At 63.1% G+C, this 6,420-nt stretch carries 9 protein-coding genes and 1 tRNA gene; 7 read left to right on the top strand and 3 right to left on the bottom strand.

Annotated elements, in window-relative coordinates; all coding sequences use genetic code 11:
- Window positions 1–132: 132 nt before the first annotated feature.
- Entirely contained in the window at window positions 133–645 is a 513-nt protein-coding gene (locus tag VF194_RS03435; protein ID WP_330888052.1) for an NYN domain-containing protein, read from the bottom strand.
- Between the two features lie 245 nt (window positions 646–890).
- Window positions 891–965 (bottom strand) — tRNA-Asn (locus tag VF194_RS03430).
- 142 nt (window positions 966–1,107) lie between these two features.
- On the opposite strand from VF194_RS03430, the gene VF194_RS03425 reads away from it, so the two are divergent.
- The 7 genes from VF194_RS03425 to VF194_RS03395 all read left to right on the top strand — a co-directional run bounded on the left by VF194_RS03425 (window position 1,108) and on the right by VF194_RS03395 (window position 5,215).
- Window positions 1,108–1,533, top strand: coding sequence for a PaaI family thioesterase (locus tag VF194_RS03425; protein WP_330888050.1), 426 nt, complete (start codon window positions 1,108–1,110; stop codon window positions 1,531–1,533).
- 272 nt (window positions 1,534–1,805) lie between these two features.
- Window positions 1,806–2,273 (top strand): 50S ribosomal protein L13, encoded by a 468-nt coding sequence (gene rplM, locus VF194_RS03420; RefSeq protein ID WP_330888048.1) that lies wholly within the window; start codon window positions 1,806–1,808, stop codon window positions 2,271–2,273.
- 2 nt (window positions 2,274–2,275) lie between these two features.
- Entirely contained in the window at window positions 2,276–2,758 is a 483-nt protein-coding gene (gene rpsI / locus VF194_RS03415) for a 30S ribosomal protein S9 (RefSeq protein ID WP_330888046.1), read from the top strand.
- A gap of 142 nt (window positions 2,759–2,900) precedes the next feature.
- Window positions 2,901–3,458 (top strand): hypothetical protein, encoded by a 558-nt coding sequence (locus tag VF194_RS03410; RefSeq protein WP_330888044.1) that lies wholly within the window; start codon window positions 2,901–2,903, stop codon window positions 3,456–3,458.
- A gap of 5 nt (window positions 3,459–3,463) precedes the next feature.
- Entirely contained in the window at window positions 3,464–4,000 is a 537-nt protein-coding gene (locus VF194_RS03405) for a hypothetical protein (protein WP_330888042.1), read from the top strand.
- Between the two features lie 101 nt (window positions 4,001–4,101).
- Complete coding sequence (locus VF194_RS03400) at window positions 4,102–4,659, top strand: hypothetical protein (protein ID WP_330888040.1); 558 nt, start codon at window positions 4,102–4,104, stop codon at window positions 4,657–4,659.
- On the top strand, window positions 4,652–5,215 hold the full coding sequence (locus tag VF194_RS03395) for a hypothetical protein (protein WP_330888038.1): 564 nt from the start codon (window positions 4,652–4,654) through the stop codon (window positions 5,213–5,215). The genes VF194_RS03400 and VF194_RS03395 overlap by 8 nt, the downstream gene beginning before the upstream one ends.
- A 3-nt stretch (window positions 5,216–5,218) precedes the next feature.
- Here VF194_RS03395 and VF194_RS03390 read toward each other — a convergent pair whose 3' ends face one another.
- Entirely contained in the window at window positions 5,219–6,403 is a 1,185-nt protein-coding gene (locus VF194_RS03390; protein WP_330888036.1) for a VWA domain-containing protein, read from the bottom strand.
- Window positions 6,404–6,420: the final 17 nt, after the last annotated feature.

The raw sequence follows: 6,420 nt of genomic DNA, 5'->3' as shown, positions 1-6,420 counted from the left end.
CGCCGTCTTCGCACCGGCCTCCTGCTCCCGCAGGATCCCGATGATCTGCTCTTCCGTGAACCGTGATGCTCGCATCGTCCGTCTCCTGACTGGCTGACGGACTCTACCCAAAAATGGAGGAGTTTTATGGGCTCAGGTCAGGTGCGCCGCCAAGTTCACGTCGGAGCCCTTTTCCTCCATCGTATGGATCTCCGTCACTAGTGCATCCGGCGCCGGAACAGGCGTGCGCCGACGTCGAGGTGCACCTTTGGCGGCATAGCTGCCGACGGGCAGGGACTGATTCGGAGTGCCGTCAACCGTGTGGGTTCCGGCAGGTAAGATGACCGGGGTACCTGAGCGGATCGTCCGTGCCGCGACGGGGAGATTAATCAGGGGGCGCCACTGCGTTTTGGCGAGAAAGTGCCCGAAATGGACTTCTATCTCCGGGACCGTCTTCAAGGCATTGAGATAAACCTGCTGACGCGCCGGAGCTTGCGGGTCCACTGCACCGGAAACGCGGGCAGTGAAGTACTTTACTTTGCGGATCTTGAAGTTCTGAGGGAGCGCACTTTCAGCCAGCTTTTTCAGATTGAGCCACTTGTAGCGGCTGTTCTTAAGGCAGCCATAGTAGAGGTTGAAGCCGTCGATGTAGACCCAGGCTTTCATAGTTTCTTGCCCCCAGAAACGAGCAAAGGCCACCCCCGAAAGGGCGGCCTTTGAGCCAACAGCACGCTGTTGGCGGGTAGTTGCCCATCAAATAGTCCTCAAAGATGATTCGCGCAAGACCAATCCAGCGGCAAGCGAAAAACGGTCACACGTCAGTCGCCGAGAGGGTCAAGATGGGTAGAAAGATGGGCGACAACGTCTTGTTGCCCATTTTTACCGGATTTTCGGGAAAATATCAATAGTTGTGGCTCCCAGGGAGGGATTCGAACCCCCGACCGGGCGGTTAACAGCCGCCTGCTCTACCACTGAGCTACCTGGGATCAGTGCGGCGCGCAACCTAGCGACAGCCGCCCCGGACTGCAAGCCTCAATACAAAAATTTCCACCCCGGTTCCAGCCCGGCGCATAGCGGCTTTTCCCTTCTGCCGCAGGATGATAAGCGGATGGGAGGAGGGGTTCGCCGATGAAGATGGACAAAGCCGCGCTGGAGGCATTCCTGGAGCGCGAGTTCCCGCAGATGCGGGAGATGCGGTTCCGAATCGAATCCTGGGACGGCAAGCGGCTCAGGCTGTCGATGCCGATCGACGACCGCCATCTGCGCCCCGGCGGGACTGTTTCGGGCCCGACCATGATGACCCTGGCGGATTGCGCCGCCTATCTGCTGATCCTCGGCCTGATCGGCCCGGTCGCCCTGGCGGTGACCACCAATCTGAACATCAATTTCCTGCGCAAGCCCGGTGTGCACAGCCTGTCCGCCGAGGCCAGCATGCTGAAGCTGGGCAAGAGCCTCGCCATCGCCGAGATCGTCATCTACTCGGACGGTCATGCCGATGACCCGGTGGCGCATGCCACGCTGACCTATTCGATTCCGCCGGCGAAGGCGGCCTGATCATCCCGTCCCATCGCATTCCGCCGCGCCGCGCGGATCGCCCGGGCTGGCATTCAGGCCGGCACCCGAGCTGGCGCCCGGTTGCGTTAAGGCGTTGGCGGCAAGAGGTAAGGCATTGATTATGCTGTAAGCGGGCGACGGTATTATAATACCGCTGCATAAATCTTTGAATTTCGGTGCTGATCCCGTTTGACAGGGCGCGCAAAATCATCATGATGCGCGCCGATCCGCTCGCCGGCTTTCCGGCGGGCCTCTACCCGTTAGGAAGTGCGATGAAGACCTACACCGCCAAAGAGTCCGAAGTGGACAAGAAGTGGGTGCTGATCGACGCCGACGGTCTGGTGCTCGGCCGGCTTGCCAGCCTGATCGCCATGCGTCTGCGCGGTAAGCACAAGGCGATCTTTACGCCGAACGCCGATACCGGCGACCACGTCATCGTCATCAATGCCGAGAAGGTGCGCGTCACCGGCCGCAAGGAACAGCAGAAGGTATTCTACTGGCATACCGGCCATCCGGGCGGCATCAAGGGCCGCAGCATCGGCGAGGGCCTGCGCGGCCGTTTCCCCGAGCGCGTCATCATGAAGGCCGTCGAGCGCATGCTGCCGAAGGAGAGCCCGCTGGCCCGCCGTCAGCTCACCAAGCTGAAGGTCTACAAGGGCGCCAGCCATCCGCATGAGGCGCAGCAGCCGGTCAAGCTGGATGTCGCCGCGCTCAATCCGAAGAACAAGAGGAATGATTGATCATGGCTGAGGGACGTACACTCGCCGATCTGAGCAAGAGCGAAGTCGCCGGCAAGGCCGCTGCGGCGCAGGCTCCCGCCGAGCGCAAGCTGGACAAGCTCGGCCGCGCCTATGCGACCGGCAAGCGCAAGGATGCCGTCGCCCGCGTCTGGATCAAGCCCGGCTCGGGCAAGTTCGTGGTGAACGGCAAGGAGAGCAACACCTATTTCGCTCGCCCCGTTCTGCGCATGCTGCTGCAGCAGCCCTTCGTGGTCACCAACCGCACCGGCCAGTTCGACATCTTCGCCACCGTTTCCGGCGGCGGCCTGTCGGGCCAGGCGGGCGCGCTGCGCCACGGCATCTCCAAGGCGCTGACCTATTTCGAGCCGGCTCTGCGGCCGGCGCTGAAGGCGCAGGGCTTCCTGACCCGCGATCCGCGCGTGGTCGAGCGCAAGAAGTACGGCAAGCCGAAGGCCCGCCGCAGCTTCCAGTTCTCGAAGCGCTGATCGTCGCCAGACATCATTCATGCAAAGGGCCGGGTTCTCCCGGCCCTTTTTTTATCCGGATCGGCGCGGGTTTCCGTATAATCGCGTCTCCTGCTGCCGGGCCGCGGCGCCCCGGGGCGGTTGAGGGGGGAGGCAGAAAGCCATGGCATTCGGTGACGCATTCATACTGGTGATCCCGGTATTGCTGCTGCTGCTCGCGGTCGGCGCGATGGCATCGCGCATCGAGCAGGCGGGCTATCATCTCTACGGCACCGAGGCGGACAAGACCGATGCCGATGGGCGCACGCCGCGGGAACTCGGGAAGCTGCATGGCGAGCGCAGCATGGAGCTGGCGCGGCTGCGCCAGGAGGCGGCCGAACTCGACCAGCGCATCGCCGAGGCGCAACGCGAACGCGCCAATCTGCTGGCGCAGGAACAGAACCTGGGCAATGCCGCCGCGAATTTCGTCGCCGAGGCGGGCTATCCCACCCACGGGGCATTGGGGTTTTACTGCAAGCTTGACGGGCCGGCGACGGTGATGCCTTTCGCCGGCCTCGCCTCGGCGGCGACCGCGATGAGCGGCAAGCGCCTGGTGCGGCTGGTGGTCTGGGGGCTCGGTCAGGCCGAGGCGCAAAATTTCGCCATGAACTGGGCCGGCGAAGGCGCGCGATTGCTGACCATGCGGCCTTTTGAGGGCACGCTGTTCTGGCACGAGGCCTGACCGCCATGGACATCATCGCGCTGATCACGTTCGCCGTCATCCTGGCGCTGATCCTGCTGGTCGGCTTCATCGTCATCGACCGCGGCCGCACCGGCTGGAACCGCGCGGCCGCCGAGGCGACGATGCGGCGCCGGCAATTGGCCGATCTGGCCGAACGCACCGAAATGCTGGCGCGCAGCATCGACGAACAGAAGGAAGCGATCGAAGGCAAGCGCAGGCAGCTTGCCGGCATCGAGGCCGAACTGACGACGCTGAAGCGGGACCTCGACAGCCGCGAACTGCCTTTCCGGTACACGGCGGTGCCGATCGCCAGCGGCGACATGTACGGACCGAACTGGCGTTTCGTCGCGCGCCAGCCGGCGCTCGCTGAAGGCTGCCCGCCGAATCATCCGGCTGCGCTGTGGGATGCCGGCCGGCCATACCTCGTCGGCGCCCCGAATCAGTCGGAAGCCCGTTCGGCGATGGATCGGCTGCTGCCGCGCCATCGCGGCTTCGTCATCGTTGCCGTTGGCGCTGCGGTCAGCAATGCGCCGAGCGCCTGACCGGGGAAGGCATTCCCGCGCGGTTGGGCGCCGATTCGCCATTTCCTCCGTTGATTTGCCTTCAACTTTGATCAACAGTTGCGGGTAAAGAGGGTGCAGGCATGGATTTCGATCAGTTCGTATACGCATTGCTGCCGTCTCTGCTGCTGTTTTTCGCGGTATCGCTGGGCGCGAACACGCTCGAGCGGTTCGTGCGCAACTACGCGCGCAACAAGTTCGAAATCGACCGTCTGGCGCTTGAGGCGGAGGCGGTCCGCGCCCGCATGGCCGAGCTGGGCGGTCAGTACAGCCAGCTCAACGAGGAGAAGGCCGGCCTCGAACTGAAGCTGCAGGAGCGGCAATCGGCTTATGGCGAGGCGTTGGCGAAGGAAATCGAACTCAACGATCCCAACAACAAGGTGGTCTATGAGATCGGCGTTCCGCGGCCGCGGCGCAGCGGCTGGTACGTCAAGGTGATCGGGCCCGAAATGCACGAGATGTTCAGCGGGCCGGCCTCGCTGGTTTCCCCCTTTCTGGGCCGCCGCGCGGCGCGGCTGATCATCTGGGGCAAGGAGGACGAGGAGATGGCGCGGCTGCGTGCCAAGAAGGTGTTCGGCGCGCTCTCCGAAATCCTGGTGCTGCGCCGTTTCGACGGCAAGATCCGGCTCAGCGATGCCTGACGTTTCGCTGTCGCAATTCATCGGTCTTCTGGCGCTCGCCGCCAATGTCGGCATCGTGGTGATGATCATCCTGCTGCTGGGCGAGCGGTCGCATATCGCCTGGACGCAGGTGCGGGTGCGTGCCGAGGAGATGGCGGCCTTGCGCGAGAGCCTGGAGCGGCAGGCGGAGGAGGCGGAGCAGGCGATCCAGACGATGCGCAGCGAGATCGACGATCTGCAGAACCAGGTCAAGCGGGCGGAAGGCGATATCGAAGCCTTGCAGCAGCGCCACAAGGAGACCGATCTGCCGTTCGGCTATACCGCCATGCCGGTGGATTTCGTCGATCGCCGCTATCGCACCTGGCGGGTGATCGTGCGCAACCCGGATCTCGGCGCGGATGCGGGCTCGCTGATCCATCCGGCGCAGCGCTGGATCGAAGGCCGGCTTTATGAATTGCCGGCCCCCAACATCGACTACGCCATCGCCGTCATGCAGGAGCGTTTTCCGCTGCGCGAAGGCTTCACCGTGGAGCCGGCGCGCGAGCGCAGCGACGAGGCCGCCGAAGCGGCGGGTTAACTCCTAGCGGTTCAGTTCCTTCATGCCCCGCTCCAGGCCATCGAGGGTGAGCGGGAACATGCGATTGGTCATGAGCTGGCGCACGAGCTGTACCGAGGGCGTGTAGTCCCAGTATTTCTCCGGCACCGGATTGAGCCAGATCGCCTTGGGATAGACGTCCAGCATGCGCTGCATCCAGACGGCGCCGGATTCCTCGTTCCAATGCTCGACACTGCCGCCGGGCTGTACGATCTCGTACGGGCTCATCGTTGCATCGCCGACGAAGACCAGCTTGTAGTCGTGCTGATAGGTGCGCAGCACCTCGTAGGTCGGGGTGAACTCGCTGTGCCGGCGCCGGTTGTCCTTCCACAGCTTCTCGTAGACGCAGTTATGGAAGTAGAAGAATTCCATATGCTTGAACTCGGCCCGTGCCGCCGAGAACAGTTCCTCGGTGACGCGGATATGATCGTCCATCGAGCCGCCGATATCGAAGAGCAGCAGCACCTTCACCTTGTTGTGCCGCTCCGGCACCATCTTGATGTCCAGATAGCCGGCATTGGCGGCAGTCGACTTGATCGTATCCGGCAGATCGAGTTCGAGATCGGCGCCTTCGCGGGCGAATTTGCGCAGGCGCCGCAGTGCCACCTTGATGTTGCGCGTGCCAAGCTCGACGCTGTCGTCAAGATTCTTGTATTCGCGCTTGTCCCAGACCTTTACGGCACGGCGATTGCGCGATTTTTCCTGGCCGATCCGCACGCCTTCGGGATTATAGCCATAGGCGCCAAAAGGCGAGGTGCCCGCGGTGCCGATCCACTTGTTGCCGCCCTGGTGGCGGCCTTTCTGTTCTTCCAGACGCTGTTTCAGCGTCTCCATCAGCTTGTCCCAGCCGCCCAGCGCCTCGATCTGCGCTTTTTCCTCTTCGGTCAGAACCTTTTCAGCCAGCTTGCGCAGCCATTCCTCGGGAATCTCGGCTGCGATCTCCTCGCCGCCGCCGACGAAATTCAGGCCGTTGAAGCATTGGCCGAAGACGCGGTCGAATTTGTCGAGATTGCGTTCGTCCTTCACCAGCGCGCTGCGGGCCAGGTAGTAGAAATCCTCGACGCGGTATTCCGGCACGCCCTTTTCCATCGCCTCGATCAAGGTCAGATATTCCCGGAGCGTGGCCGGGACCTTGGCCTTGCGCAGTTCGAGGAAGAAATTGATGAACATGCCGGACGCCGCCTGTC

It is taken from the genome of Ferrovibrio sp., assembly GCF_036381655.1.
In the GTDB taxonomy this organism is placed as follows: Bacteria; Pseudomonadota; Alphaproteobacteria; order Ferrovibrionales; family Ferrovibrionaceae; genus Ferrovibrio.
Note: the sequence above shows the minus strand (reverse complement) of the source record. Positions and strands in the feature narration are given on the sequence as shown.

Excerpts from the sequence above, each read along its gene's own strand:
- VF194_RS03405 (WP_330888042.1), top strand. The coding sequence starts at position 3,464 with ATGGACATCATCGCGCTGATCACGTTCGCCGTCATCCTGGCGCTGATC.
- rpsI (WP_330888046.1), top strand. The coding sequence starts at position 2,276 with ATGGCTGAGGGACGTACACTCGCCGATCTGAGCAAGAGCGAAGTCGCC.
- rplM (WP_330888048.1), top strand. The coding sequence starts at position 1,806 with ATGAAGACCTACACCGCCAAAGAGTCCGAAGTGGACAAGAAGTGGGTG.
- VF194_RS03390 (WP_330888036.1), bottom strand. The coding sequence starts at position 6,403 with ATGTTCATCAATTTCTTCCTCGAACTGCGCAAGGCCAAGGTCCCGGCC.
- VF194_RS03395 (WP_330888038.1), top strand. The coding sequence starts at position 4,652 with ATGCCTGACGTTTCGCTGTCGCAATTCATCGGTCTTCTGGCGCTCGCC.
- VF194_RS03435 (WP_330888052.1), bottom strand. The coding sequence starts at position 645 with ATGAAAGCCTGGGTCTACATCGACGGCTTCAACCTCTACTATGGCTGC.
- VF194_RS03425 (WP_330888050.1), top strand. The coding sequence starts at position 1,108 with ATGAAGATGGACAAAGCCGCGCTGGAGGCATTCCTGGAGCGCGAGTTC.
- VF194_RS03400 (WP_330888040.1), top strand. The coding sequence starts at position 4,102 with ATGGATTTCGATCAGTTCGTATACGCATTGCTGCCGTCTCTGCTGCTG.
- VF194_RS03410 (WP_330888044.1), top strand. The coding sequence starts at position 2,901 with ATGGCATTCGGTGACGCATTCATACTGGTGATCCCGGTATTGCTGCTG.